The sequence below is a fragment of the Mycobacterium sp. 852013-50091_SCH5140682 genome (assembly GCF_001665685.1).
In the GTDB taxonomy this organism is placed as follows: Bacteria; Actinomycetota; Actinomycetes; order Mycobacteriales; family Mycobacteriaceae; genus Mycobacterium.
Genome location: NZ_LZTB01000008.1, coordinates 66,823 through 92,206 on the forward strand (window position 1 = coordinate 66,823; position 25,384 = coordinate 92,206).

Sequence of the window (25,384 nt, forward strand, 5' to 3'; positions counted from 1 at the left end):
ATGGCGGTCAAACACCCCATCCGACAGTCCGCTCCGCCGTGGCACGTTGCAGTGCCGGCGCGGGCGGAGCTCGGGGAGCATCCGCTGTGGGACGTCCGGCGGCAACGACTGTTCTGGACCGACTGCGCGGCAGGCACGGTGCATTGCAGCGACCTGTGCCACGACACCGTCGTCTGGACCGCGCCGAAGGGTGCGCCCATCGGGGTATCGCTGCTGCGTGCGTGTGGCGGGCTTGCCATCGCCACACGCGCGCACATCGTGTTGCTCGACAGCGATGGCCGGGCCGACCGGGCACCGATCGAACTGCCGATCGACACCGCGGCCGTCAGGTTCAACGACGGCGCATGCGATCCCGTCGGGCGGCTACTCGTGGGCACGACCGGGGGCGAAGTCGACGGATTGGGAGAGTTGTTCTCTGTCGACGCCGACGGCAGGGTGAGTCGTCTGCTGGGAGACCTCACCGAGGCTAACGGCATTGGTTGGTCGCCCGACGGCCGAAGCATGTACTTCGTCGACTCCGGTCGCCCCGTGATGTATGTCTTCGACTACGACGTAGGCAGTGGCCGTCTCGGAGAACGCAAGGAGTTCGCGAGGATCGACCCCGCGCTCGGATACCTCGACGGCCTCACCGTCGATGAGGCGGGCAACGTGTGGGTGGCCATCTGGGATGGCGGTCGGTTGCACAGGTACGCGCCGGACGGGCAGTTGTGCGGTGTCATCGACGTTCCGGTCAGCCGTCCCACATGTCCGGCGTTCGGGGGCGGCGATCTCGGAACGTTGTACGTCACCACGGCGCGTGACGACGTCGCCGGGGAATCCCAGGCAGGCCAGGTGCTGTCGTGGCCGGGAGCCGGTCGTGGCATCGCGCCCCACCGGTTCGCAGGCTAGGGCAGCGCACGTTGCATTACAGCGATGATGAGAGGCACATCCATGACATCAGACCGTGTCGGCCAGGGCCCGGGAACGACGCAGGCTAGCGGGCTTGCTGAGACATCAACAATCGAGCATGGCGAAATCATGCAGCGGGCGGCAGAGGCCAGCCACAGCTGGGCTGCGACACCGGGTTACGACCGTGCAAACGTGCTCCGCGCCATCGCCGAAGCCCTCGATCGCGAGAGGGATGACCTGGTCGAAATCGCAGACACCGAAACCTGGCTTGGGGCAACGCGACTGACGGGTGAGGTCGCCCGGACTACGACGCAGTTGCGGATGTTCGCCGAGGTCATCGAGCATGGTGCTCATCTCGCTCGAGCTGGCGTGACCGTCCCCGGCCGTACGGAAGACGAAACGACCGGCCCATCGCTCCGCCGGTGTCAGCTGCCCTTAGGGCCGGTCGCGGTATTCGCCGCCAGCAACTTCCCGTTCGCATTCAGCGTCGCAGGAGGCGATACCGCCTCGGCGTTGGCGGCCGGCTGCCCGGTCGTAGTCAAGGCTCACCCCGCGCATCCGGAGCTCTCGCTGCACACCGCACGCCTTATCGAAGACACCTTGTCGACGGCGGGCGTTGCCACCGGGGTCTTCGCTCTGGTCTCCGGCATGGAGGAAGGCGCACGGTTGGTACGTGACCCGGTGATCCGCGCAGCTGCTTTCACCGGCTCGTCGGAGGGAGGTCGCGCGCTCGTCGATCTCGCCGCAGCCAGACCTGATCCAATCCCGTTCTATGGCGAGTTCGGCAGTGTCAACCCGGTTTTGGTCTTGCCTGGTGCGGTCGCCGACACATCGCGATTCATCACGGACTACCTTGACTCGCTGACTCTCGGCGGTGGCCAATTCTGTACCAATCCGGGCCTGCTCATCGTGCCCCGACAGCTCGACCTGCCTGCCGAGGTCGCGCGGCAGATCTCGCAGCGACCGGCTGCGCCGCTGCTGACCGGCGGCATTCAGGCGGCGTTCACGGCCAAGGTCGATCGACTGCGAACCACCCCGGGTGTCACCGTTCATGAGTCGCGAGCACCAGTTCCCGCGGCCGGCTTCCACGTCCGCCCAGTCGTCCTCACCGCCGGCGGCCATACGGCCATGCACGACCGTGCGCTGATGGAGCAGGAAGTCTTCGGTCCCGCCGGGGTGGTCGTCGAGTACGAAAACGCCGACGAACTACTCGCACTGTGCGCGGGATTGCAAGGCTGCCTTGTCACGTCGGTCCACGCCGGTTCCGATTCCGCCCTCTTGCGCGAGGTGATCCGTGAGGCGTCCCGGCGTTCAGGGCGGGTCGTGTGGAATTCGTGGCCCACCGGGGTGGTAGTCGGGACCGGTCAACATCACGGCGGGCCGTTCCCCGCCACCTCGAATCCACTGTTCACTTCTGTCGGACCAGACGCGATCATGCGTTTCCTACGGCCGATCACCTTTCAGAATCTGCCTGTCGAGCTGTTGCCGCTTGAGGCGCAACGGTAGTGGCGAGGGCGAATATGCCGGCGGACGGACAGTCGACACTGCAGAGCTTGGTTGCCGGCCGCGTGATGTCGGAGACGGTGCCCGGCGCGGTCTACGTGGTGTTCACCGCAGACGGACCGGCGTTCAGCGGTTCAGCCGGCATCGCCGGAGTCGATGGTCGTAGCCCGTGCCCCGACACTGCCTTTCGTATCGCGTCATGCACGAAGAGCTTTACTGCGGCGGCAGTTCTGCGTCTGCGTGACGCTGGGCGCCTCTCGCTCGACGACCCGGTTGCCCGGTTCATCGACATCGGGCCCTGCGAACTGCCCGGGGCGCAGACAGTGCAGCAGGCAGTGACGGTCGGCGCGTTACTCAACATGTCAGGTGGATTCGCCAGCGACAATCCTTGGGCGGACCGCCAGGAGTCCATGTCTGAAGACGAGTTCACCGCGTTGTGTCGGCGCGGTTTCACACTCACCGGCGCCCCAGGCACCCGCTACGAGTACTCCAACCTGGGCTACGCATTGCTCGGTCGAGTCATCAGGCAGGCCAGCGGGATGGAATACCGCCAGTACGTCACCGACAACCTGCTCCGGCCGCTGGGGCTGTCGCACAGTGCATTCGACGCCGCCCAGTGCACCGCTCCGGGTGGCGTCACCGTAGGTTTCCACCGTGTTGGCCACCAATGGCGGCCGGCCGCTGTCAGTACCCCCGGAGCGTTCTCGTCGATCGGCGGGTTGTACATGACCGCCAACGAACTCGCCGCGTGGTGCCGCTGGCTGGCGGCCGGATACCCGTGGGGTGCGATCGGCGATGACATCTTGGCCGCGAGCAGCCGCAGGGAAATGCAGCAGTTGCACCAACTGGACCCGGCCCGCGCAACAGGCCCCGTACGGGTGGGCGGTTATGGCTACGGGCTTGACGTCGAACTTCACGACTGCGGAGTAGTGGTGTCGCACCGCGGCGGTTACCCGGGATTCAGCGCTCAAATGGCCTGGCACCCCGAGACACAACTCGGAGTCGTGATTCTGGAGAACGCATCGTATGCGCGGACACCGGCAGTCACCGCGCTGCGGCATCTGCTGGCCGCCGCGGGATTGCCGACTCGGCCTGAGCCTTGGCCCGCAACGATTGCGGCCCGCGACGAAATGGAAAGGCTCTTTGCCCGCTGGGACGACGCCGTAGCCGATCGACTCTTCGCCGACAACGTCGACCTGGATATGCCGCGACAGCAGCGGTGCTCCGAGATCGCCAGTGCTGCACTGGCTATCGGGTTCAGTGAGGAGCGCAGACATCGCTCCCTTGCGCTGTGCGAACCCATCAGTACGTCGCCTGCCAATCTGGAGTGGACGGTACGCGGACTGCATGGCGAGTTGCGCTGCGAGATAACCCTTACCTCTGTCAATCCGCCCAAGGTGCAGTCGATCACGTTGTCGTCGAAAGGGTCTGACTGCCAACAGGATCGAGGGGCGGCAGGTGACAACTCGGTCGGCTTCGCTATCAACGATTGACAGGATGAGAACATGCAATTGAGACGTATATCCGCAGGGTTCGTCGCGATCGTGGCGGTGAGTGTCACAGTGCTCACCGGCTGTGGTGCCGGGGGCCGCCAGGGCGCGCAGAACGCCGGTACCGCCGACACCACCGGCGCTCTCCCCGCGGCCATACCGGACACCGTTCGCATCGGTGTGGGAGCGTCGACCGTGTCGATCGACCCCAATCGCGCGACGCAGGAAGTCGATGTGATGGCCCTCGCGATGATATCCGGCACGCTGCTGACCCAGAGTGGCGGAAAAGCTGTGCCTGGCTTGGCAAGTGGTTGCGAATTCGACAAATCGCAGCTCAACTACACCTGCACACTGCGGGACGGGCTGAAGTTCTCCGACGGAAGCGTGCTCACCAGTGCGGATGTCGTCGCGTCCTTCGAGCGTGCCCTTCACGACCCCGCCAACGCGAACGCCGGCATTGTCGACTCGCTGGAATCGGTGGCGGCCCCAAGTCCTACCAAAGCCGTGTTCACCTTGCGGCAACCGACTGCGAGCTTTCCTCTGGCACTGACAGAAGCCCCAGTCGGGATCTTCCCCGCCGCAGCCGCGTCGAATCCGCAATTCTGGCACAACCCCGTATCAGCCGGGCCCTACAAGTTGGTGTCCAACAGCCCCAACGAAGTGGTGTTCACAAAGAACGGCAACTATCCCGCGGAACTGCAGCCCGTGGTGCCCAACATTGAATTCAAGGTCATAGTCGACACCAATACCCGGCTGGCGCAGCTGAACACAGGCCAAATCGACATCGCGAATCAGCTGTCGGCGCCATTGGCCAAGCAGGTGAAGCCGCCCGCGAAGACGTACGCCACGCCCCAGTACGGTGGCGTCTACCTGTATCTGAACAACCTCAGCAAGCCGCTCGACGATCCCAGAGTGCGGCAGGCCATTTCGGCTGCCATCGACCGCAACCAGATCAATGACATCGCCTATCTCGGACAAAACAAGGTGCTTGGCAGCTTCTTGCCGTCGTCAATGGAGGGACATGACGCGGGCGCTCCCACCGGCCGGGACGTCGACAAAGCAAAGTCATTGCTGGTCGGGACGGCCTGTCAGAGCGGTTGCAACCTAAGCATCATGGTCCGATCGGGGTTCGCGCCCTACGACGCCATCGCCACCGTTATCCAACAGAACCTCGCCGACGTGGGTATCAAAGTCTCGACGCAATTGGTAGATCAGGCCACCGCCGACACGAACGAACAGAACGGCAATTTCCAGATGGAGGTCGGCAACCTCTTCGATCTCGTGAACGCACCGGAATTGGTCATGCTGCCAATCGGTTTGACGCGCGAGGGTGGCATCGATTCGCTGTATTCCTCCTACACGTCACCAGAGATGAACACGTTGGTCAGCCAATTGTCGGCGGCCTCGGACCCGGCTGCGCGTGCCGATGTCCTCGCCAAGGTCAACACGTTGTTCGCCCGCGACCTACCGTTCGTCCCACTCGTCGATCAGGCCAACATCTGGGCATCGTCGATATCGCCACGGCTGGTGGCGTTCACCCCGGCCGGGGTGTACCAGGTCGGCACCGCCAAAACCGGACCCGGGCAATAGTTTCCAGCGTCGCGGCCGCTCACCGTTGCTGCCTGTATCACTTGCTGCGATCGAGGTGTGGGGAAGATGCGTGCTCTCGGCGGTTTGCGAAGTGCGCCAAACATTTTCGTTGACACTTCGGGTGTGCTGTAGTTCACTACTAGAGATAGTATCAGTTGATGACAGGATATTTATATGACTGACGGCCGACGGCGTAGTGGTACGCGGATCTTGGCGTGGCCGATTGTCGTGTGCGCGGCAGCACTGGTTGCCGCGTGCGGAGGCGGTGCGCCAAGCCAGGATTCGGCGTCCACGACGGCAAGTGTCGACGGGGCCCTACCGGCAGATGTTCCCTCTGCGGTGTCGATAGGAGTCGGGGCGCCGTTGGGCACTCTGGACCCCAACCGTGCTGTTGCCGACGTCGACGTCATGGCGCTGTCGTTGATCGCGGGCACGCTCGTCGAGCAATCCCCGGAGGGTGGCGTCAGGCCGTCGCTGGCCAAAGAGTGCACACTCGCAGGCGACGGGCTGTCCTACGCATGCGAGCTGCGGCCGGGCTTGAAGTTCTCCGACGGTAGCCCGCTGACCGGTACCGACGTTGTCGCGACGTTCACCAGGGCCCTCGCGGATGAAGCCAACGCCAACGCGGGACTCATCGCTCCGCTGTTACGTGTGACGACGGCCGGCGAGTCCACGGTCGTGTTTCACCTCAAATACCCGGCGGCCAGCTTCCCGCTGGCCTTGTCCGAACCACTGCTCGGGATCTACCCGGCAGGGCGGATGGACACGCCCGGCTTCTTCGTCAATCCCGTATCCGCCGGTGCATACCGGCTCGACCGCGCGGTGAACTCGGAGATCGCGTTCACCAAGAACGCCGAGTACCCAAGTGAATTGGCTCCGGTGATCGACAAAATCGTGTTCCGGGTCGTTGTCGATGCCAACACGCGTCTGATGCAGCTGCAAACCGGGCAACTGGACATCGCCCACCAATTGCCTGCGAACCTGGCTGCTCAGGTGACTCGACCTGCCGAGGCTTATGTCGCAAGCCGCTACGGCAGCGTCTTCCTGGAAATGAACAACAAGTCTGGGCCGCTGCGAGATGTGAAGGTGCGAAAGGCAATTTCGGCGGCCATCAATCGGGACCAGATCAACGACATCGCGTACCTGGGGCGAAACAAGCCACTCGGCGGGTTCCTGCCCTCAAGCATGGAAGGCCACGATCCGAATGCGCCCACCGCACAAGACCTGCCAAAGGCGAGAGAACTACTTCGGGGCACGGAATGCGAGGCTGGCTGCACATTGGAGATCATGCAGAAGGCCGGGTTCCCGCCTTATGACACCGTCGCCCAGATCATCCAGCAAAATCTGGCGGCGATCGGAATCAAGGTGAACATCAACACAATCGATGCATCGACCCTGGCTGCCAACGAGCAGAACGGCAACTTCCAATTGCAGTCCAACGACCTCTGGGACGTCGTGAACTCGCCGGAGTTGGTCATGCTGCGGTACGGCCTCACTCCCAAGGGCGGCATCAATTCGCTGTGGTCTGGCTACGATTCGCCGACGATGACCAGGTTGATCGACAACTTGTCCGCCACGTCCGGCCCGGGTCAGCGCACAGCCCTCCTCGATCAGATCAACATGACTTTTCAGCAGGATCTGCCATATGTACCGTTGACCGACTTCGCCACTACCTGGGCATCTCGAATCTCACCGCGATTGGTGGCCTTGACTCCTAGTGGCGTCTACCGGGTTGGAACCAGCCAGCGGGGTCCGGGCCTGTGAGTGCGACAGTGGAAGTGGAGGCCCCGGACGGCCAATTGGGCGGCCCCGAAGGTGGATCGGCCAGGCGCGCGGGTCGCGCCAGAAGCATCGCGATCGCCGTCGGGAAGCGGCTCTTCGACTCGGTCATCGTGACCATGATCGTCGTGATCCTGAGTTTTCTGCTGGTACACCTCGTCCCGGGCGACCCGGCCAGAACAATCTTGGGATTCCACGCATCGCCTGACAAAGTCGCGGCGCTGCACAAGTCCCTCGGACTCGACCAACCCTTGTTCGTTCAGTTCCTGAGATACATCGGTGACGTCGTTCGTGGGAATTTCGGAGAGTCCGTCGCACATCCGGGACAGTCGGTGGAGAGCTTGCTCCTGCCGCCGTTGGGGGTCACCCTCTCGGTCATCGCGGTCACTGTGGTCATCTCCCTGGTCGTCGGATCGTTGAGTGGACTGGTTGCGGCACTGTCGAAGTCAGCTCTGCTCCGCAACGGTCTTGAAGTGGTGTCGACCGCGTCGCTGGCAACTCCACCGTTCCTGCTCGGGCTTGTCATGCTGGTATTCGTCGCGGTGCGGTGGGGCCTGGCGCCAGCCGGCGGATGGGCCGGAAGTTGGCCCGCCAATGTGCAATTCGCCTGGCTGCCCGCTCTGGCGCTCAGTGCCTATCTTGGCGCCCTCGTGCATCGCGCCGTGTGGACCAGCGCCCGGCAGGTTATCAACGAGGACTTCATCGAAGCCGCCGTCCTGCGCGGACACAGTCCCCTTCGCGTAGCCCTGCGCCATGTGCTGCCAAACAGTCTGATGCCCACCATTTCGGTGGTCGGCATGAACATCGGCACCCTGATCGGGGGAGCGGCCGTCATCGAGGCAGTCTTCGACCTCCCCGGCATCGGGACCCAGTTGGTCAACGCCGTGTCGCAGCGCGACTATCCCACCATTCAAGGCGCCGCGGTCATCACCGCACTCATCGTCTTGGCCGGCAACCTCATCGCAGACCTCTTACACGCTGTCGTCGACCCAAGGGCACGTTCATGACAGACCTGGCGCAGACCGCCAAAACCAGTCGCATACCGCGTGTTTCGATACGCGTCAATCGCGTGTTCCTTGCCGGGACCGTCTTACTTGGCTTCATCGTGGCGGTATGCGTGCTCGGTCCATTGCTGATCACCACGTCGACCACGGATTTCGTCGGGGTGCCGCTGTCAAGCCCGAGCCCGGTGCACCCGTTTGGTACCGACGCGTTCGGACGCGACGTCTTCATCCGAACTCTGGCCGGTGGCAGGCTCGACCTCGGCGTGGCCTTTGTCGGTGTGGTCGTGCCGCTACTGGTGGGCACCCTGATCGGGATCGCGTCAGGACTGGTGGCCGGGTCACTGCTGGACCGCGTCGTAATGCGCACGGTCGATGCGATCCTCGCATTCCCGTTCAACATCCTCATCCTGGCGCTGGCCGTGGTGATGGGCCAGTCCACGACTTTCTGGTTCCTCCCGGCGGGAGTCCCGGGGATCCTGGTCGCACTGTTCTTGACCAGTTGGAGTGTGTACGCACGCATCGCACGCGGCGAGACGTTGTCCATCCGCCAACGTGACTTCTTGGTGGCCGCTCAGGTCAGCGGTTTGACGTGGTGGACTGTCGTACGCCGTCATATCTATCCCAACGTCCTGCCCGCCACGTTGACCTACGCGCTGTCGGACGCCGTCCTTGTGATCGGCGTTATCGCCGCCCTGCCATTCCTCGGCGCAGGGGTGCAACCACCGACACCGGAATGGGGCAGCATCATCTACGACGGCCGCTCAGTGCTCAGCGACGCGCCGTGGGTTTGTTTGGGTCCGGGCGCCTTCATCGTGCTGACCGGTATCGCGGTTCGCTTGATGGGCCAGGGATCCCGTGTCCTTTCCGAGGACGCGAAATGACCATTCGCGCGTCGGCCACTCTGGAGAATTCAATGCCCAACATTCCCTTCGACACGGGCAACGCCGTACTGCTGTCCGCCCGCGAATTAGTGATCAGCACTGGCAATTTGCCCATTGTGGACTCTGTGAGCTTCACCGTTGCACCGGGGGAACGACTGGGCATCGTCGGTGAGACAGGCTCGGGGAAGTCGATCACGTGTCGGGCCGTTCTCGGCGCGTTGCGGCGCAAGGGGATGACCGCGTCCGGCGAACTTCGCTACCGGGACATGGATCTACTGGCGCTCGACGATCGGAAATGGCGGCAGATTCGTGGTCGCGAGATCGGGTTCATCCCGCAGAGCTCGCTGAACTCACTCAACCCGGTCATGCGGGTGGGCCAGCAGCTGATCGAGACCGTGAGACTCTTCGGTGTCGCCAAGAACGACGCGCACCAGCGTGCCGAAGAGCTGATGGCCGCGGTCCAAATGCCGGATCCCAAGGGCGTACTCGCGAAGTATCCGCACGAGCTGTCCGGAGGGATGCGGCAGCGCGTCATGATTGCCTTGGGCATCGCGGGCGAACCGCGCCTGCTCGTCGCCGACGAGCCCACCACCGCTTTGGACGTGACAGTCCAGCGTCGGCTGCTGGAACTGCTTACAGGCCTGTGTGAGTCCACTGGTATGGCGCTGATACTGGTGACGCATGATCTCGGCGTCGTCAGCGATGTCTGCGACAGCGTCCTGGTCATGTATGCCGGCCAATCCATGGAAACCGGCTCTACCGAATCGCTTTTCGGCCGGTCGCGTCATCCCTATACCGCAGCGCTGATGCAGGCCCGTCCGTCCATGGCCGACGCTGCGGACTTCCGGTTGCGAGGGCTGCCCGGGCGCCCTCCAGCCGTCGGCGCGTGGCCCTCGGGTTGTCGGTTCGCCGACCGATGCCAGTTCTCGACCGACCGATGTACCCGCGAGCTGCCTGCCATCGTCGAGGTCGAATCAGGACACCATGTCCGCTGCGTCCTTCTCGAGGAGGGTACGGATGTCTGAGCAACTCGTTGACGTGGCCGACGTGACCGCCGGATATCGGCCTCACGAACTCACTCTCCACGGCGTTTCACTGACCATCGGGGTGGGCGAGTCGGTCGGGCTGGTCGGTGAAAGCGGCAGTGGAAAAACGACATTGGCGAAAGTCATCATGGGTTTGGTGGCCATCCGCTCAGGTTCCATGCGGATCTGCGGTCGAGAGTGGGGCAAGCGACCCGCCCGTGATCCGATGCGGCGCCGGGTGCAGATGGTCTTTCAGGATCCCTACGGGTCGCTCAATCCGAAGCTCACCGCGGAGGAAGTCGTTGCTGATTCGTTTTATCGCTGGAACCCGGGTTCACGCCGCAGTGCGCTCGAACAAGCTCGCCGCTTGCTCGATGAGGTGGGGCTGCCGACGCGAGCGCTGCAATCGCGTACAGCCCGACTCAGTGGAGGGCAGTGCCAACGCGTCGGGATCGCCCGGGCCTTGGCGTGCGGACCCGACCTTCTTGTGGCCGACGAACCGACTTCGTCCCTGGACGTTTCCGTGCAAGCGCAGATTCTCAATCTGATGCGCACGTTGCAGGAGGAGCGCGGCCTGTCGCTGCTGCTCATCAGCCATGACCTGGCTGTTGTCCGGTACATGACTGAACGGGCTGCGGTCATGTACCGAGGCCGAATCGTCGAACAGGGTTGCAGTAACGAGCTTTTCACCCAACCACAACACTCGTACACTGCTCTGTTGGTCGATTCCATACCAGGGACTGGATTGGGTGGCCGACGTGAACTCCGTTGCGAGAGTTGAGCGAAACACGCAATTGATTGACGTTGGGCCATGAGCAAGATCGCCCCCGGGGAATTCCCCCGGGGGCGATCTTGTGTGTTCGGTCTGTTAGAACGACGCCTCGGCCAGCTCCATCACATCGTTGTCGAGGGTCTCGACAACCTGGCGGGTGCTGGTGAGCAGCGGCAGCATGTTCTTGGCGAAGAACGACGCTGCGGCGATCTTGCCGTCGAGGTAGGCCTTCTCGTCGCCGGTAGCACCCGCGTCGAGCTTTTCGATGGCCACTGCGGCCTGGCGCAGCAGCAGCCAGCCCAGCAGCAGATCGCCGACCGACAGCAGGAAGCGGACCGAGCCGAGGCCGACCTTGTAGATGCTCTTGGCATCCTCCTGCGCGGCCATCAGGTAGCCGGTCAGGCTGGCGGCCATACCCTGCACGTCCTCCAGCGCGGTGGACAGCAGTGCGCGCTCAGTCTTCAGCCGGCCGTTGCCCGATTCGTTCTTGATGAACTGCTCGATCTCACCGGCCACGAACGCCAGCGCCTGGCCCTTGTCGCGGACGATCTTGCGGAAGAAGAAGTCCTGCGCCTGAATGGCCGTGGTGCCTTCGTACAGCGAGTCGATCTTCGCGTCGCGGATGTACTGCTCGATCGGGTAGTCCTGCAGGAAGCCCGAGCCGCCCAGGGTCTGCAGGCTCTCGGTCAGCTTCGCGTAGGCCTGCTCGGAACCGAAGCCCTTGACCACCGGCAGCAGCAGGTCGTTGACCTTGTGCGCCAGCTCGCCGTCGACGCCGTGCAGCGCCTTGGCGACGTCCTTGTCCTGGAAGGTCGCGGTGTACAGGTACAGCGCGCGCATGCCCTCGGCGTAGGACTTCTGGGTCATCAGGCTGCGACGCACGTCGGGGTGGTGGGTGATGGTGACGCGCGGGGCGGTCTTGTCCATCATCTGGGTCAGGTCGGCACCCTGCACGCGCTCCTTGGCGTACTCGAGGGCGTTGAGGTAACCGGTCGACAGGGTGGCGATGGCTTTGGTGCCCACCATCATTCGGGCCTGCTCGATGACGTCGAACATCTGCGCGATGCCGTTGTGCACCTCGCCGACCAGCCAGCCCTTGGCAGGCTTGTCGTGCTGGCCGAAGGTCAGCTCACAGGTGGCCGAAACCTTCAGGCCCATCTTGTGCTCGACGTTGGTGACGTAGACGCCGTTGCGCTCGCCCAGCTCGCCGGTCTCGAAGTCGAAGAGGAACTTCGGTACGAAGAACAGCGACAGGCCCTTGGTGCCCGGTCCTGCGCCCTCGGGGCGGGCCAGCACCAGGTGGAAGATGTTCTCGAACAGGTCATCGGAGTCGGCGGAGGTGATGAACCGCTTCACGCCGTCGATGTGCCACGAGCCGTCGTCCTGCTTGACCGCCTTGGTGCGTCCGGCACCCACGTCGGAACCGGCGTCGGGCTCGGTGAGCACCATGGTGGCGCCCCAGCCGCGCTCGGAGGCCAGGACGGCCCACTTCTTCTGCTCTTCGGTCGCGTTGTCGTAGAAGATCTGCGCGAAGGCGGCACCCCCGGCGTACATCCACACGGCCGGGTTGGCGCCGAGGATGTGCTCGTTGAGGGCCCACAGCAGCGCCTTGGGCGCGGGCACGCCGCCGAGCTCCTCGTAGAGGCCGACCTTGTCCCAGCCGCCGTCGATGGCCGCGCGGACAGACTTCTTGAAGGACTCGGGCAGCGCCACGGTGTGGGTCTTGGGATCGAACACCGGAGGGTTGCGGTCGCCGTCGGCGAACGATTCGGCGATCGGTCCCTCGGCCAGGCGAGCCATCTCGCTGAGCATCTCGCGGGCGGTATCGGCGTCCAGATCGGTGTAGTCGCCCGTGCCGAGCGCCTTGTCCAAACCGAATACGTCGAACAGGTTAAAGACCTGGTCACGGACATTGCTCTTGTAGTGGCTCACATTTCCTCCTCGATGAGAACGCCACCTGCGGTTGGGTACTCGGGATAAGTTACCCACCAGTAACTGCACCCAACTATACCGTTCGGTAACTTCAACGCAAAGCCTTCGCGAGCAATTTCCGCCGTCTAACCAACCCAACGGTTGATCGATCTTGACCTTTGGCCCCAGATAGCGCTCTGACCAGTGGTTACGTGAGAATGTGAACCTCGTCACGAGACGACTGTCTACGGTGATCGCATGCAGCGAATCGCGGTGTGGGGCACAGGCAACATGGGGTCGACAGCTATCCGATCGACGGTGGCGTTTCCGGGTCTGGAACTGGCGGCCGTGATCACTTCGACGCCGGACAAGGCTGGTCGCGACGCCGCGAGCTTCGCCCAGCTCGACGCCCCGACCGGCGTCGTCGCCACCACTGATGTTGACGCTGCACTCGAAGCCAGCGACGCCGTGGCCTACATGGCATCGGGAGATATCCGGCCCGAGGAGGCGCTCACCGATATCGAGCGCTGCCTGCGTGCTGGCAAACATGTGGTGACGCCGTCGCTGTACTCGTTGTACGACCCGAGGTCGGCGCCGCCGGAGTGGGTGGACCGGTTGAGCGCGGCCGCCGAGGAAGGTGGCGCCGGGTTGCTGGTGTCGGGCGTGGACCCCGGCTGGGGCAACGACGCGCTCGCGGTGACCGCCGCCGGATTGTGCACGCGGATCAAGACCATCCGCTGCCAGGAGATCTTCGACTACTCGACCTACGACCAGCCGCACTCGGTGCGGGTGCTGTGCGGTTTCGGCGGGTCGATGGATGAGGTGCCGATGATGCTGCTGCCCTCCATTCCCACCATGGTGTGGGGCGGCAACGTCCGGCTCATCGGCCGCGGTTTGGGCCTGGAGATCGACGAGATCACCGAAGAGGTCGAACGGCGCCCACTCGAGGCCGACGTCGACAACGCCATGGGCCGCTTCGAGAAGTGGACCCAGGGTGCGTTCCGGCTCCAGGTCATCGGTTGGGCGGACGGTGTGCAGCGTGTCGTCGTCGAGCACGTCACCCGCATCGACCCGTCCTGCGCACCCGACTGGCCACAGCCCGACGAGGGCGCAGGCGATCACCGCGTGATCATCGACGGAGACCCCCAGCTGACCATCGTGGTGCGTGCCGACGTGCCGGGCGGCACCCGAGCCGACGGCGGCAACACCACGGCCGCCAATCGCCTGCTGGGCGCCATCGCCTGGCTGGCGACCCAGAAGCCCGGGATCTACGACGGGCTCGACGTGCCGCTGCGCTCGGCGCTACCGGCCGAGGCCGAGACCGCCCGCTGGGCCTGACTGTTTCCTGCCGAATTTCCCCTGCCGAACAGTCACTGCGGTACGCGAACACCGGCGTGTCGCGTACCGCAACGTCTGCTCGCGGGGCTTAGTCCGCGGGCTGCGGTGTCTCGGCCTGCGGTGTGTCGGGCGCCTGCGGCTCTGGGGCGTCCGCCGACTCCGCATCGGGCAGCTGGCTCACGAGGTACTCGGCGAGCCCACCGATGGTCGGGTAGTCGAAGACCGCCGTCGCGTTGAGGGTGAACTTGCCGCCGAACTGACTGTGCAGCCGGTTGCGCAGCTCGATCGCCATGAGCGAGTCCGTGCCGAGGTCCAGGAACCGACTGCTCGCCGCGGGCGGCTGGGCCAGGCGCAGGAAGTTCTGCACCTCCTTCTGCAGGAATTCGGTCACGAAGCCGGCACGCTGTGGCACCGGGATTTCGAGCAGCTGCTTGAGAACCTCGCTGTCACCGACGATCTCACCGACAGCACTCGGCAACACCAGGTCGAGGATCGGTGGCCGTTGACTGCCGAGCACCTTGGCCGCGCGCTGCCAGTTGGCCTTGATCACGGTGGCCTGGCCGGTGCCGTTGGCGACGACCTCGGCGAGGGCGGCCAGCGCAGCTGACGGCTCCAGCGGAATCAGGCCCTGGGCACTGATATTCGCAGTCGCCGCCTCCGACGAGGCCATGCCACCTTGAGCCCACGGACCGAAGTTGATACCCGTGGCAGGCAGACCCTGGGCCCGACGCTGCGCCACCAGGCCGTCGAGCAGCGCATTGGCGGTCGCGTAGTTGGACTGGCCTGGGGAGCCGAACAAGCTGGACACCGACGACGACACGATGAAGAAGTCCAGATCATCGTCCTTGGTCAAGCGATCCAGATGGCCGGCGCCAAAGGCCTTGGGCGCCAGTGTCGACCGGAACCGTTCCACGCTCTGCTGCCCCAGCAGCGCATCGTCGAGCACACCTGCCAGATGCGCCACCCCGGCCAGCGGCGGCAGCTCCGCACGGATCTTCTCCAAGAGCATCGCCACCTCGGCTTCATCGCCGACATCGGCCGCGAAGACATGGATGCGGGTCTTGTAGCGCTCGGTGATCTCATCGATCACACGTTGCGCATCCGCATCGGGCGCGCGCCTGCTGGTCAACACGATGTCACCGGCACCGAGTTGGGCCAGGTAGGCCGCCGTGTGCAGACCGATCGCACCGAGTCCACCAGTGATCAGATAGCTGCGATCAGGCTTCGGCTGCAACGGATTCGGCATCTGCACCACGATCTTGCCGATGTGCCGAGCCTGCTGCATGCGCCGGAACGCCGTCCTGGCCTCCGTCAGCGGGTAGATCTCCGCGGGCAGCGGCGTCCATACACCAGTGGCCAGTCCCTCCGAAACCTCGGTGAGCAGATCGCGGATGCGATCCGGTTCGGTGAACATCACCGTGTCCAGCGCCACGATCTCGTAAGCGATATCGGGACGAGCCTCGGACATCCGCTCCTGCGACCAGATGTCGCGCTTGGCGATCTCGGCGAACCGGCCGCCCTTGGCCGTGGCCTTGAGCGTCGCCTCGATGAACCCTTCGCTGGTCAGCGAGTTGAGCACCACGTCCACACCCTCACCGCCGGTATCCGCCAGGATCTGGTCGGCGAAATCCGTTGTGCGGGAATCGTAGACGTACTTCACACCCAGCTTGCGCAGCGTCGCACGCTTGAAAGTGCTGGCCGTGGCGAACACCTCGGCCCCGCACTGCTGGACCATCTGGATCGCCGCCAACCCGACGCCACCGCTGGCCGCGTGGATCAGCACCTTGTCACCGGCCTTGAGCTGCGCCCAGTCGAACGCGAGCCGGACCGTCAGCGCCGCGGCGGGAATCGTCGCGGCCTGCACCGCGCTCACCCCATCGGGGATCGGCGCCAGGAACTGGGCGGGCACGTTGAACCGGCTGGAGAAGGCACCCTGCATGGAGCCGTAGACACGTTGGCCCACCTCGACTCCGGTGACGCCGTCGCCCAATTGCGTGACGACGCCTGCGAAGTCACCGCCGATCGGGCCGGGATCGCCCGGATACAGGCCCAGGACGTTGAGCACATCCCGGAAGTTGAGACCGGCAGCCTCGACCCGAACCTGCACGTAACCCTCGTCCGGTGCAGGCACCTCCTTCTCGGTGATCCGCAGGTTGTCGATTGCGCCGCGTTCGGTGGGCGCCAGGACGTAATCCCCACCGCGCGGCACCGTGAGATGACCGCTGCGTGCCCACGGCAACAATCGGGATGCCAGCAGCTTGCCTTGGCGCACAGCCAGTTCCGGCTCGTCAACCGGTCCGGTCAACAGGCTGGCCAGTGCCTGCACAGCCTCGTCGGAACCGTCGGAATCGACGAGCTTGGCGTGCAGCGCCGGTTCCTCGTTGATGGTGGTGCGCCCGAATCCCCACAGCGCCGCCTGAACCGGGTCGACAGGTTCACCGGACTCGGTGGCCACGGCCCGCTCGGTGACGATCCACAGCCCGCCGGGCAGCCTGACCTGACCACCCTGCACGGTGTGCACGGCGCTGAGCAGGTTGGCGATCTCCGTTTCGAGCCGCGCCTGCGCCTCGGTGGTCGACTCGCCTGTGCTCGCAGCGCTGCTGCGCCAGACGACGCCGGAGAAGCCCATGCCGCGTTCGTGTGCCTGGGCCAGCACCTGCCCCAGGAGCTCGGGATTGGTGTTGCGGTCCAACGGGATACAGCCCGGCAGCTTGGCGGCCAATTCGTCGAATCCCGCGACCAGCCAGGTGCCGCTCAGCTTGGGGGTCTCAGCGTCGGACGGCGGCAGCGGCACCTCATGCCAGCCGAGCGTGTAGAGCAGCCGCGTCGCGTCGCCGCCGAGGCCCCGAAGCAGCGCCTCGCGAGGTGCCCGCTTGACGGTGAACTCGCGAATTCCGCCGAGGTGACGTCCATCCCGATCGAGGTACTCGAGATCGAACACCTGGGTCTCGCTGTCGAGGGCGCTCTCGTGCCACCGCGCACGGCAGTAGAACCGCCGCGGCATCTTCTCCTTCAGCGTCACCTGTCCGTACCGCAGGGGGAGGAACAGGTCGTTCACGCCCTGCTCGGCCGCGAGAACCGCCGGGAACGCCGGGAATGCGACGCCGGTGCACAGATCCATGAGCACCGGGTGCATCGGCTCGGTGCCGAGCTGTTCGGCGAGTTCCTCACCGACGAGGATGTCGCCGATCGCCTCACCTTCACCGAGCCACAGCGACTTGAGCGAACCCGACCAGTTCGGGCCCCAGACCAGTTCCAGGTCGGCGAAGGTCTCGAACAGCTCCTGTGGCCGCAGCCGGTTCATGCGCTCGATCACTTCGTCGACCGGATCGTCGTCGGCGGCCGGTTCTTCGGTGCTGTCGGAGACACCGCTGACCACAGTGCCTTCGGCGTTCAACGACCAGTCGGCATCACTGACGCCGAACGGGCGGCTGTGCACCTGGAACGTCCACTCGGTGCCGCCGCCGGACGGGTGCAACGTCAACTGCACTTCGCGAGAACTCTTCTCGGGCAGGATGATCGGCTCGTAGAAGAAGACATCCTTCGCGTACGCAGGCGTACCGACCGCGGCCAGCGCCATCGCCGCATACGTCGCACCGGGCACCACGACGGTGCCGTAGATGACATGGTCGGCAAGCCATGGCTGGGACTTGACCGAGATCCGGCTGGTGTACACCGAATCGCCGGACGCGAGATCCTTTGCACTGCCCAGGATTCCGGATCCCACGGGGCCGACCCCGCCCTCTACGGCGATCGCTGCGGTCTTGGGCCAGAAGCGGCGGTGCTGGAACGGATAGGTGGGCAGTTCCAGCCGGCGCCGAGGACGCGCGGAGTGCAGCGCCGCGAAATTCGGCCGGTGCCCGCCGACGTAGGCCGCGGCCAGCGCGTCGGCGATCTGGCGCCGGTCAGGGACACCCTTGCGCAGCGAGACGATCGCCCGCGGCGCGGCCAGGTGCTCCGGCCATACCTGCACCGCAGCCCCGGTCAGCACCGGCTGCGGGCCGATCTCCATCAACACCGAGCAGCCCAATGCCGCTACCGTGCGGACACTTTCGGCGAACTGCACCGGCTGACGCGAATGCCGCCGCCAGTACTGGGCGTCGAGTGGCGTCTGGGCCGTGAGCACGGCTCCGGTGCGGTTGCACACGAGCGGCAACGTCGGGGCGGAGAACTTCACCTGAGCGGCCAACGACTCGAACTCGTCGAGCACCGGGTCCAACAGTTCCGAGTGGAACGCGTGGCTGGTCTCCAGCCACGTGCAGCGGATGCCGTCTTCCTCGAACCGGTTGACCGCTTGTTGCAGATCCTCACCGGGACCCGAGAGCACGGTATTGGGCCCGTTGTAGGCACCGACCGACACGCGTGGGAATTCCCCGGCGATCTGCTCAACCTGCTTGGGGTCGGTGAACACCGCCACCATGCGTCCGCCCGCGGGCAGGCTGCCGAACAGTCGACCGCGGTGGGCGATCAACCGCACGCCGTCTTCAAGGCTGAACGCTCCGGCCACACATGCCGCGGCGTACTGACCCACACTGTGGCCCAGCACGACATCCGGCTCAATGCCCCATGACTGCCACAGCCGCGCCAAGCCCATCTCGACGGCGAACAGTGCAGGCTGGGCAAACGACGTGTGCCGCAACCGCTCTCCGGCTTCGGCGTCCGCAGCGAACATGACGTCCAGCAGCGGATGCGGCAGGATGTCGGCCACCGCGTCCGCGCACCGTTTCACGGTCTCGGCGAAAACCGGTTCGGCGTCGAACAATTCGCGTGCCATCCCCGGGTACTGGCTGCCCTGCCCGGTGAACAGCCACGCCGTCGTCGGATGGTTGGTGTGCTCACCCCGGAGCACACCCGGCCTGGTGCGGTTCTCCGCCAGGTCCGCAAGGCCCAAACGGGCGTCGTCGACCGATTCCACGACCAGGGCGGCGCGGTGCTCGAAGTGCGAGCGACCCGTCCCCGCGGTCAAGCACACGTCGGCCAGGTCGGCATCCGGGTGCGCGTCCAACCACGATCCGTACCGCTGGGCCAGTGCCACAAGGGCTTCCGGTGAGCGAGCGGACAGTGCGAGGACGTTGACTGCCTGCTCGTCATTCTCCGGGCCTGCTGGTTCCTCGCTCACGGGAGCCGGGTGCGCCGGCGCCTCTTCGATGAGCACGTGCGCGTTGGTTCCGGTGAACCCGAACGAACTCACCCCGGCGCGCCGCGGCCGGCCGTTGGTCTGCCACGGCGTGGCCTTGTCCACCACCCGCACCGAGAGCGAATCCCATGGGATGTGCGGCGACGGGTTCTCGAAGTGCAGGCTCTGCGGCAGCGTCTCGTGCTGCAACGACAACACGACCTTGATCAGACCTGCTGCGCCCGAAGCTGATTCGGTGTGACCGATGTTGGTCTTCACCGAGCCCATCAGCAGCGGCCGGTCCGCGTCCCGGGATGCGCCGTAGGCGGCGGCGGCCGCCTGCACCTCGATGGGATCGCCCAGCGGGGTGCCAGTACCGTGCGCCTCGAGGTAGTCGACGTCGCCGCCGGTCCACCCCGCGCGGGCGAGTGCCGTCCCGATGAGCCGTTGCTGTGCACCACCATTGGGCACGGTCAGACCACTGGACGCGCCGTCCTGGTTCACCGCGCTGCTGGGAATGACCGCGCAGATCCGGTCGCCGTCACGCTGGGCATCGCTGAGTCGCTTGAGCACGAGAATGCCGCAGCCTTCACTGCGGACGTAGCCGTCTGCGGAGGCGTCGAAGGTCTTGCAGCGTCCGACGGGAGAGAGCATCCGCGCGCGGGAGGCCGCGACGACCGTCACCGGGGACAGCAGGACGTTGACCCCGCCTGCCACCGCCAGATCGCAGTCCCCGGAATGCAAGGCCTGGCAGGCCTGATGGATCGCGACCAGCGCCGAGCTGCAGGCGGTGTCGACAGCCATGGCCGGGCCTTCGAACCCCAGCGCAAACGCAACGCGCCCGGAGATGGCGTTGAGCGCATTGCCGGTGATGAAGTACGGCTCGATCTTGTCGATCGATTCCGAGGACAGCAGATGGGCGTACTCGTTGGCGGCCACGCCCGCGAAGACGCCGGTGCGGCTGCCGCGCAACGCGGCAGGCGAATAGCCGGCTCTTTCCAGGCCCTCCCACACCGTCTCCAGCATCAATCGCTGCTGTGGCTCGATCCAGACCGCCTCGCGCGGTGAGATACCGAAGAACTCGGGGTCGAATCCGTCGATGCCGTCGAGGAATCCGCCGAAGCGCGTGTAGGTCTTGCCCGCCGTCTCCGGGTCCGGGTCGTAGAACTCGTCGATGTCGAACCGGTCTTCCGGGATCTCCCGGATGGCGTCGACGCCGCCGGACAGCAGGTCCCAGAAGGCTTCTGGGTTGGGTGCGCCGGGGAAGCGGCATGACACCGCGACGATCGCGATCGGTTCGTCGGTGCTCGTCGTCACCGAGGCCGGTTTGGCCGCCGACTTGGGCTGCTCGCTGAGTCCGAGGACGTCGCCGAGCAGGTAGTCGGCCACGTCGGAGATTCGGGGGTAATCCATCACCAGGGTGATGGGAATCTCCGCGCCCACGCCCTGCTCCATGCGGCGCCGCAATTCGACGGCCATCAGCGAATCCATGCCGAGGTCGAAGAATCCGGCGTCCTCACGGATCTCCGAGGAGTCCACGCGCGTCACCTCTGCCACCGCGTCGCGCAGGTAGTCGGTGAGCAGCTTCTTGCGCTGCTGAACCGGGGCGTTTGTGAGCCGTTCGACCAGCTGGGTCTTGCCGGTGCCGGACGGCGCAGCGGACAGCTGGGTCGGGACCTCACGCTCCAACTCGGCCAGGAACGCCCGGCGCCCGGCCTGCTGGTACAGCGGCAAGAAGCGGGCCCAATCGACCCGTGCCACAACGCCTTGCGCGGACCGCGATGCGACCACGTCGGCCAGCCCTGCCAGCGCGTCAGCGGGTGAGAGTGTCCGGATCCCGCGCTGTTCGAGCCGTTTGCGGGCCTCCGCGTCGGCCATGCCCGCCGACCACGGTCCGAAGTTGACGCTGACGCCGCCCTGGTCGCGAAGGCGCCAGACCAGTCCGTCGAGGAATGCGTTGGCGGCGCTGTATGCGGTCTGGCCGAATCCGCCCCACACCGCGGCGATCGAGGAGGTGGTGATGAAGAAGTCGAGCTTCTCGTCAGCCACCACCTCGCTCAAATGCCATGCGCCCCAGACTTTCCCGGCGAACACGCGGTCCACTTCGGCGTCGTCGAGCTCACTGAGCGGCGTGGTGCCGATCTCGCCTGCGGCGTGCACGATGCCCGCCAGCGCAGGCAACTCGGCCCGCACGCCTGCCAGCAACCGGGCGACGTCGTGCGCGTCCGCGACATCGGCTGTGACGACGCGAACGTCGCAGCCGTACTGGGTGCGCAGCCCGTCGATGCGCTGCGCCGCGGTGTCGCTGGGCTCACGCCGGCTGGTCAGCACCAGATGCTTGGCGCCGTGCGCCGCCAGGTATCCGGCGATCTCCAGTCCGATCGAGCCGAGGCCGCCGGTCACCAGATACGTTGCGGCATCCCGCAATTCGAGAGGCGCTCCGCTCGGCAGCTCAGCCTTGCGGACCAGCCGGGGAACATAGACGGTCTGATCGCGCAGTGCGACCTGGTCTTCCCGCCCGGCCGCGTCGGATGCCGTGGTGATCCGGCTGAGCAATGCGGTCCATTCGTCGGCGGAAGCCTCAGAGAGGTCAGCCAGCCCGCCCCACACCTGGGGCAGTTCCAGCGCAGCGGCGCGACCGAAACCCCACAGGGCAGTCTGCTCCGGCGCCACGGTGTCGGCATCGGCGACGTGCTGCGCGCCGCGGGTGACCAGCCAGATCGGGGCCCGCAGGTCAGCGGTGACCGCGGCGCGCAAGAGCCGCCGAGTACCGGCCAGCACCTCGTGTTGCATCCGCAGCAGTGACCGCATCGAGGGCGCACCGCTCGAGTTGAGGGCGCCCACATGCACGATGCGTAGTGTCGAATCGTCAGTCGCGGCGGTGCGCAACGCATCCGCGAGCTGCGCCTCCTCGGCATCGGATGCCGGCAGGCCGAGGAATCGAGGCCGCTGACCACGCGCGGTGAGCGCGTCGACCAGGGGTTTGACCGCGTCGGATTCGTCGCCGATCAGGATCCAGGAGCCCGCCCCGGCCTCCGCGCCGGCGAGTGGGGTAACCGCCTTCTCCCAGCGGAATTCGTAGCGGCCGTCGGCGATGGACTGCGTCGAGCGTTGCTGGTTGTGTTGTGCGGCAAGCTTTGTCAGGACGCTCAAGGTCTGCTGGTCGGCGCTGTCGCCGTCGAGCAGGGCTGCGAGTTCCTCGAGCCTGCCGTCCTCGAGCAGCCGCACGGCCTGGGTGCGTGCGGCGACGTGCTGTTGCTGGCTGGGCTGATCCCGGTTGTCGCGATACCAGTACTGGCGGTGTTCGAACGGATAGGTGGGCAGGTCGAGTTTGCGGGCGTCCGGCTGCCGGAAGGCCGCGAACGTGGGCAAGTGACCCAAAACGTATGCGTCGGCGATGGCTTCGGTGATCTGCCGGTGGTCGGCGGTGTTGCGCCGCAGGGAGGCGAGCACCCGAGGTGCGGTGGCCGGATCCGGCCAAGCGCCAAGCGCCGTGGCGGTGAGCACGGGCCGCGGGCCGATCTCGAGCAACGCCTTGCAGTTCATGTCGGCGAGCGTGCGCACGCTCTTGGCGAACTCCACCGGCTGACGCGCGTGGCGACGCCAATACGCGCCGTCGAGCTTGACGCTACGGCCGAGTGCGGCTCCGGTGCGGTTGTCGATCAGGATCCGTTGCGGGGCTTTGTACGTGAACCGGTTCGCGTACGCCTCGAACTCATCGAGGATCGGGTCGAGCAGTGCCGAGTGGAATGCGTGGCTGGTTTCCAGCCAGTCACACCGGATGCCATCGGCGGTCAACCGTGCGACCGCTTGCTCCAGATCTCCTGCAGGACCGGACAATACGGTGTTGGTGCCGTTATAGGCGGCGACCGACAGCGTCGGGTATTCGTCGGTGAGGCCCTCGACCCGTTCGGCCGCGGTGAACACTGCCACCATTCGGCCGCCCGCGGGCAGGCTGCCGAACAGGCGGCCCCGTTCGGCCATCAGCTTCGCGCCGTCCTCCAGGCTGAACACACCGGCGACGCAGGCCGCCGAGTACTGGCCGACGCTGTGGCCGAGCACCACGTCCGGCTCGAAGCCCCACGACTGCCACAGCCGGGCCAGTCCCATCTCCACTGCGAACAGGGCAGGCTGGGCGTAGGAGGTCTGCCGCAGCGTCTCTTCGCTCGCCTCGGCGTCGAATATCACGTCCAGCAACGGCTTTTCGAGAACGTCGGCGATCGCCTCCGCGCACCGGTTCAGCGTTTCGGCGAAAACCGGCTCGGTGTCGAACAATTCGCGGGCCATGCCCGGGTACTGGCTGCCCTGGCCGGTGAACAGCCACGCCGTCTTCGGTGCTTCGTGCGATTCGCCGCGGACCAGACCTGGCGCGGGGCGGTCGTCGGCGAGCGCGCCGAGCAACTCGAGGGCGGAGTCCTTGGAATTGACGACCAACGCGGCCCGGTGTTCCAGGTGTGCTCGGCCCACGCCTGCGGTGAAGCAGACGTCGGCCAGCGTGGCTTCGGGGTGGGCGCTCCACCAGCTGCGGTACTGGTCGGCCAGCTGCACAAGCGCTGCCGGTGTCCGCGCCGAGAGCGGCAGGATGCTGAAGCGCCCGGTCGCGGGCTGCTCGACCGGTGCCGGCCAGACTTGTTCAGGAGCTTCTTCGAGGATGACGTGCGCGTTGGTGCCGGCGAACCCGAACGAGCTGACTCCGGCGATGCGGGGCTTGCCGTTGCGCTCCCACGGCGTGGTCTCCTTGACCACCTCGACTGCCAGGCGGTCCCACGGGATATGCGGTGACGGGTTCTCGAAGTGCAGATGCTTGGGCAGTGTCGCGTGCTCCAGCGACAGGATGACCTTGATGACGCCCGCGATGCCTGCCGCGGCCTCCAGGTGCCCGATGTTCGTCTTCGCCGAGCCGATCAGCAGCGGCGCGTCGGGCTCGCGCCCGGCACCGAGCACGGCACCGGCGGCCTGAGCCTCGATCGGGTCGCCCAGCGACGTCCCGGTGCCGTGAGCTTCCAGGTATCCGACGTCGCGTGGTTCGAGGCCGGCCCGCTTGAGCGCATCGGAGATGACGCGCTGCTGAGCGACACCGTTGGGCACCGTCAGCCCGCCCGACGCGCCGTCCTGGTTGATGGCGCTGCCGCGGATCACGGCCCGGATGCGGTCACCGTCGCGGATCGCGTCCTCGAGACGCTTGATCACGATGACGCCGCAGCCCTCGCCGCGCACATAACCGTCGGCCGCGGCGTCGAAGGTCTTGCACCTGCCGTCGGGCGCGAGCATGTGGGCACTGGAGAACGTGATCATCGTGGCGGGCGTGAGCAGCACGTTCGCGCCGCCGGCCAGGGCCAGGTCGCATTCGCCCAGACGCAGCGCCTGGCAGGCCTGATGGATCGCCACCAACGACGAGCTGCACGCGGTGTCGACGGCCACCGAGGGCCCCTGCAGCCCCAACCGGTAGCTGATCCGCCCGGCGGCCGCCGCGTTCGACGTGCCGATGGCCATGTAGGCCTCGATCTCGGGGTAGGTCAGCTCGTCGGACGCCATGCCCAGGTAGTCGTGCGTCGCCAGCCCGACGAACACCCCGGTGTTGCTTTCGGCAAGAGATGTCGGTGCGATGCCCGCATGCTCGATCGCCCGCCACGCCGTCTCGAGCAGGAGTCGATGCTGCGGGTCCATCAACCTGACTTCGCGTGTCGACATGCCGAAGAACGGCGCGTCGAACCCGGTGACGTCGTCGACGAAACCGGCCCGCCGGGTCACCACTTTGCCGGGCGTACTCGGGTCCGGATCGAAGAACTCGTCGACGTCCCAGCGGTCCTTGGGTACTTCCGACACCGCGTCGCGACCGTCGCGCAACACGTCCCAGAATGCTTCGGCATCGGGTGCCCCCGGGAAGCGCGCCGCGTAGCCGACAACGGCGAAACGGGAGTGCGGTTCGATCGGACGCTCGACGGATTCCATGCCGTTGTCCTCCTTGCATCGGCGGTCAGAATGACACTCCGCGCGCTTCCCCATAGCGCCTGAAGATCAACTCGACGCACACTATATGCGTGCGTACCTTAGGCGTGCTTGCTTCGCTGTCCTGACAGCAACCTG

General features: G+C 65.8%; 12 protein-coding genes. 10 read left to right on the forward strand and 2 right to left on the reverse strand.

Translation table 11 applies throughout. The annotated features are described in order from the left end of the window. The 9 genes from A5784_RS01870 to A5784_RS01910 all read left to right on the forward strand — a co-directional run bounded on the left by A5784_RS01870 (position 1) and on the right by A5784_RS01910 (position 10,941). Positions 1-888, forward strand: coding sequence for an SMP-30/gluconolactonase/LRE family protein (locus tag A5784_RS01870; protein WP_064941774.1), 888 nt, complete (start codon positions 1-3; stop codon positions 886-888). Positions 889-1,017: 129 nt separating this feature from the next. Then, positions 1,018-2,394 carry an aldehyde dehydrogenase family protein gene (locus A5784_RS01875; protein WP_064941776.1) on the forward strand — a complete coding sequence of 459 codons (1,377 nt, stop codon included), beginning with the start codon at positions 1,018-1,020 and terminating at the stop codon, positions 2,392-2,394. A gap of 14 nt (positions 2,395-2,408) precedes the next feature. Continuing rightward, complete coding sequence (locus tag A5784_RS01880) at positions 2,409-3,884, forward strand: serine hydrolase domain-containing protein (protein WP_064941778.1); 1,476 nt, start codon at positions 2,409-2,411, stop codon at positions 3,882-3,884. Between the two features lie 192 nt (positions 3,885-4,076). Beyond that, positions 4,077-5,471 carry an ABC transporter substrate-binding protein gene (locus A5784_RS01885; protein WP_197514598.1) on the forward strand — a complete coding sequence of 465 codons (1,395 nt, stop codon included), beginning with the start codon at positions 4,077-4,079 and terminating at the stop codon, positions 5,469-5,471. A gap of 174 nt (positions 5,472-5,645) precedes the next feature. Continuing rightward, on the forward strand, positions 5,646-7,235 hold the full coding sequence (locus tag A5784_RS01890; RefSeq protein ID WP_082944610.1) for an ABC transporter substrate-binding protein: 1,590 nt from the start codon (positions 5,646-5,648) through the stop codon (positions 7,233-7,235). After that, a complete protein-coding gene (locus tag A5784_RS01895) occupies positions 7,232-8,257 on the forward strand; it encodes an ABC transporter permease (RefSeq protein WP_156750326.1) in 1,026 nt (341 codons plus the stop codon). Before A5784_RS01890 ends, A5784_RS01895 begins: the two co-directional genes overlap by 4 nt. Continuing rightward, complete coding sequence (locus A5784_RS01900) at positions 8,254-9,135, forward strand: ABC transporter permease (RefSeq protein ID WP_082944611.1); 882 nt, start codon at positions 8,254-8,256, stop codon at positions 9,133-9,135. The genes A5784_RS01895 and A5784_RS01900 overlap by 4 nt, the downstream gene beginning before the upstream one ends. Next, positions 9,132-10,160: an ABC transporter ATP-binding protein gene (locus A5784_RS01905; protein ID WP_197514599.1), complete on the forward strand. Its 1,029-nt coding sequence runs from the start codon at positions 9,132-9,134 to the stop codon at positions 10,158-10,160. Before A5784_RS01900 ends, A5784_RS01905 begins: the two co-directional genes overlap by 4 nt. 13 nt (positions 10,161-10,173) lie before the next feature. Next, positions 10,174-10,941, forward strand: coding sequence for an ABC transporter ATP-binding protein (locus tag A5784_RS01910; RefSeq protein WP_064941786.1), 768 nt, complete (start codon positions 10,174-10,176; stop codon positions 10,939-10,941). Positions 10,942-11,028: 87 nt separating this feature from the next. Here A5784_RS01910 and A5784_RS01915 read toward each other — a convergent pair whose 3' ends face one another. Next, positions 11,029-12,864: an acyl-CoA dehydrogenase gene (locus A5784_RS01915; RefSeq protein WP_064941788.1), complete on the reverse strand. Its 1,836-nt coding sequence runs from the start codon at positions 12,862-12,864 to the stop codon at positions 11,029-11,031. A gap of 237 nt (positions 12,865-13,101) precedes the next feature. On the opposite strand from A5784_RS01915, the gene A5784_RS01920 reads away from it, so the two are divergent. Further along, positions 13,102-14,181 carry an NAD(P)H-dependent amine dehydrogenase family protein gene (locus A5784_RS01920; protein WP_064941789.1) on the forward strand — a complete coding sequence of 360 codons (1,080 nt, stop codon included), beginning with the start codon at positions 13,102-13,104 and terminating at the stop codon, positions 14,179-14,181. A gap of 88 nt (positions 14,182-14,269) precedes the next feature. Here the strand turns inward: A5784_RS01920 and A5784_RS01925 are convergent, their stop codons facing one another. After that, entirely contained in the window at positions 14,270-25,249 is a 10,980-nt protein-coding gene (locus A5784_RS01925; protein WP_064941791.1) for a type I polyketide synthase, read from the reverse strand. Positions 25,250-25,384: the final 135 nt, after the last annotated feature.

Excerpts from the sequence above, each read along its gene's own strand:
- A5784_RS01920 (WP_064941789.1), top strand. The coding sequence starts at position 13,102 with ATGCAGCGAATCGCGGTGTGGGGCACAGGCAACATGGGGTCGACAGCT.
- A5784_RS01900 (WP_082944611.1), top strand. The coding sequence starts at position 8,254 with ATGACAGACCTGGCGCAGACCGCCAAAACCAGTCGCATACCGCGTGTT.
- A5784_RS01925 (WP_064941791.1), bottom strand. The coding sequence starts at position 25,249 with ATGGAATCCGTCGAGCGTCCGATCGAACCGCACTCCCGTTTCGCCGTT.
- A5784_RS01905 (WP_197514599.1), top strand. The coding sequence starts at position 9,132 with ATGACCATTCGCGCGTCGGCCACTCTGGAGAATTCAATGCCCAACATT.
- A5784_RS01875 (WP_064941776.1), top strand. The coding sequence starts at position 1,018 with ATGCAGCGGGCGGCAGAGGCCAGCCACAGCTGGGCTGCGACACCGGGT.
- A5784_RS01890 (WP_082944610.1), top strand. The coding sequence starts at position 5,646 with ATGACTGACGGCCGACGGCGTAGTGGTACGCGGATCTTGGCGTGGCCG.
- A5784_RS01870 (WP_064941774.1), top strand. The coding sequence starts at position 1 with ATGGCGGTCAAACACCCCATCCGACAGTCCGCTCCGCCGTGGCACGTT.
- A5784_RS01880 (WP_064941778.1), top strand. The coding sequence starts at position 2,409 with ATGCCGGCGGACGGACAGTCGACACTGCAGAGCTTGGTTGCCGGCCGC.